Annotated in this window: 3 protein-coding genes; 2 read left to right on the top strand and 1 reads right to left on the bottom strand. The window is 70.5% G+C overall.

From position 1 onward, the window contains the following. Nucleotides 1–668: bifunctional DNA primase/polymerase (locus tag I0C86_RS42320; protein WP_196206945.1), on the bottom strand; the 668-nt coding region annotated here is incomplete at its 3' end. Between the two features lie 243 nt (nucleotides 669–911). Between I0C86_RS42320 and I0C86_RS42315 the strand changes: the two genes are divergently transcribed. Both I0C86_RS42315 and I0C86_RS42310 read left to right on the top strand, forming a co-directional pair. After that, a complete protein-coding gene (locus I0C86_RS42315; protein WP_196206944.1) occupies nucleotides 912–2,144 on the top strand; it encodes a helix-turn-helix domain-containing protein in 1,233 nt (410 codons plus the stop codon). Between the two features lie 22 nt (nucleotides 2,145–2,166). Beyond that, nucleotides 2,167–2,736, top strand: coding sequence for a flavoprotein (locus tag I0C86_RS42310; RefSeq protein WP_323374174.1), 570 nt, complete (start codon nucleotides 2,167–2,169; stop codon nucleotides 2,734–2,736). The last annotated feature ends 274 nt before the right edge of the window (nucleotides 2,737–3,010 follow it).

The following is a 3,010-nucleotide window of genomic DNA, read 5'->3' as shown; positions in this document are numbered from 1 at the left end:
AGATCGTCGGAAGCGTCAGATGTGTATAAGGGACAGGGAAGGGTGGGCGTGACCACCTCAAGCGCCTCGAGGAGCAACTCCTGTACGCAGTACGGGTCGGCCAGCCGCCACCGGGTCTCCTCCGGCGACACCGCCCAGCGGACCGTGCCCTCCGGCAGCCGGGTCGGCGGGGCCGGAATCCACGAGCCGGGGCCGTGCCGGACCACGTAGAGGGAGTCGTCCAGTTCCGGGCGCAGCGGCTCGCCGGACCGCACCAGGAACATCCACTGCCCGGCCGGGGTGGTCGCGACCGGGCCGCGGGTCTGACCGGAGACGGCGCCGTGCAATCGGGGGCGGGCCTGTTCGAGCGCGTACCGGCCCAGGTAGGCGGGGACCTCCAGGACGTCGAAGGCCCGTCCGGTGGCCAGCAGGATGGCGTGCGGGCGGATCCGCCACCAGGTGGCGACCCGGGCCGGATCGGCGGTGGCGGTCTGTTCCCACTGCTCCAGGGCGGGATGGCAGCCGGTGGTGGGACAGCCGGCCCGGCCGCAGACGAATCGATGTCGGGCCAGGCAGGCGCCGGGGGTGACATCCCAGCCGTGCCCCGCGTACCGGACGGCGACCCGGCGCAGCCGGATCCGGTCGAGTTGGCTGAGCCGGACTGTGGGTGGACGGACTCTTCCCCACATCATGGCGAACCCCCTAAATTGACGATCTCGGCCAGTTATGCGAGTTGAAGCCCGTCACTGGCGTCACGGCGCGGTCGTTTGTCCGGTCAGACAGCCGCAAGTTGCATCGAAAGTTACGAGCGGCCGCCTGCGGGGTGACGTACATGCTGTGCGACCAGCGCAGATGCGAGGTCACCACGCTTTGGCCGGGGTTTACCACCGGCCACTGGATGGAGTCGTCGGACGCAGAGAGGAGGGGCGGACGTGGATGAGCTGCCGATCGGCCGCCGTGTCGCCTACTGGCGCGGTCGCCGCAAGATGTCGCAGCAGGTCTTCGCCGATCGGCTCGGAAAATCGAAGAGCTGGGTCGACAAGGTCGAGCGGGGCGTACGCCGGCTGGACAAGTTCTCCGTGCTCTACGAGATCGCCGACGTCCTGCAACTCGACGCCTCACTGCTGCTCGGCAAGGAGCCGGAACGCCGGGCCGACGGACTCACCTGCATCGACGAGGTCGAGGTGGAGGAGATCCGCTCGGCTCTGGAGCGGTACGACTCGATGAGTTCGTTCTTCGCCGCGACACCCCAGCCGCCGTCGCTGGCCGAGATGACCAAGTCGGTGAACCACGCCTGGCTGACCTTCCAGTACGCCCGGTACGGGGTGCTGACCCGGGCGCTGCCGAAGCTCGTCCGGGACGCCCAGGCGCTGGACAGCGTCGCCAGCGGTGACGATGCCCAGCGGGCCGCCCACCTGCTGGGGCAGGTGTACCAGATCGCCTCCTCGGCGCTGCGCAAGCTGGGCGAGTACGAGTTGGCCTGGCTCGCCGCCGACCGCTCGATGGCGGTGTCGCAGCGGGCCGAGGATCCGTTGCTGGCCGGCGTGGCGACCTATCGGGTCGGCAGTGCGCTGCTCGCGCTCGGCCGGGCCAGGCCGGCGTTGGAGGTCAACGTCAGCGTCGCCAACCGGCTCGCGCCGGGCGGGGGCAACGACTCGAACCCGGAGCGGCTCTCGGTCTACGGGATGCTGCTGTTGCAGGGCGCGATGGCGGCGGCCCGGATGGGTGACAACAACACGGTCCGGGACCTGGTGAACGGCGCCGAGGAGGTGGCCGGGGCGCTCGGCAGCGACCAGAACCACTACTGGACCAGTTTCGGGCCGACGAACCTGGAGCTGCACCGGGCCGCGGCGGCGGTGGAGCTCGGCGAGGGCGGGCAGGCGGTCAACACCCACGAGCAGAAGATCATGCGGCAGGACGGGTTCAACGCGCTGCTGCCCGAGCGGCGCGCCCATCACATGCTGGACCTGGCCCGGGGGTTCGCGCAGATCGGCGATCTGGACAAGGCCGGCGAGGCGCTGGTCGACGGCGACCGGCTCGCCCCGTCCGAGATCCGGTGCCGGCCGATCGCGCACGAGGTGATGTCAAACGTGCTACGTCGCACAAGGGGTGCGCCGCCGGCGCCGTTTGCGGAGTTGGCTGAGCACATGGGAGTAGGAATATGACCGCGCCGCGCGGGATCGTCCCGTGACGGAGTCGACGGGGTCACGGGTGCTGTACGTGCTCGCCTGCGGTTCGCCGGTGACGCGGGACGTCGGCCGGCTCGTGACCTCCGCGCAGCGCGACGGGTGGGACGTGTGCGTGATTCTGACCCCGGACGGGACGAAGTTCGTCGACGTACCGGCCTTGACCCGACAGACCGGGCATCCGGTGCGGTCGACGTACAAGAATCCCGGGGATCCGGACGTGCTGCCCGACGCGGACGCCATGATCGTTTCGCCGGCCACGGTCAACACGATCAACAAGTGGGCCGCCGGCATCGCCGACACCCTCGCCCTCGGCCTCCTGGTCGAGGGGCTGGGCAAGCGGCTGCCGATCGTGGCGATGCCGTTCACGAACGCCGCCATGGCGGCCCATCCGGCCTTCCGGGAGAGCATCGCCCGACTCCGGGACTGGAACGTCACGGTGCTCTTCGGCGACCATGTCATGCCGCTGCATCCACCCGGCATGGGCGAGCGTCAGCTGGAGAATTTTCCGTGGGAGATGGCCGTGACGGCACTGCGGAGCAGATTTTCGGTCAGCGGCCAGCGCGGCTGAGTCTCCGGCGGACGGCGGCGGCAACGCGGCTGGGCCTCCGGCGGACGGCGGCGGCAACGCGGCTGAGTCTCCGGCGGACGGCGGCGGCAACGCGGCTGGGTCTCCGGCCGACGGAAGCAACGAGGGCCGCAGCGACGCCGCCGACGCCGCTGCGTCGCCGTCGCCGGTAAGCTGGGCCGCCGTGGATGCATCCGGATCTCCGAAGGTCAGTGTGGCCGACGTCGTGGCGACGCTCGACGAGCGTTATCCGCCGGCCTGGGCGCAGGGGTGGGAC

This window comes from Plantactinospora alkalitolerans, assembly GCF_015690345.1.
GTDB lineage: Bacteria > Actinomycetota > Actinomycetes > Mycobacteriales > Micromonosporaceae > Plantactinospora > Plantactinospora alkalitolerans.
This window is presented reverse-complemented; position numbering and strand designations above follow the sequence as displayed.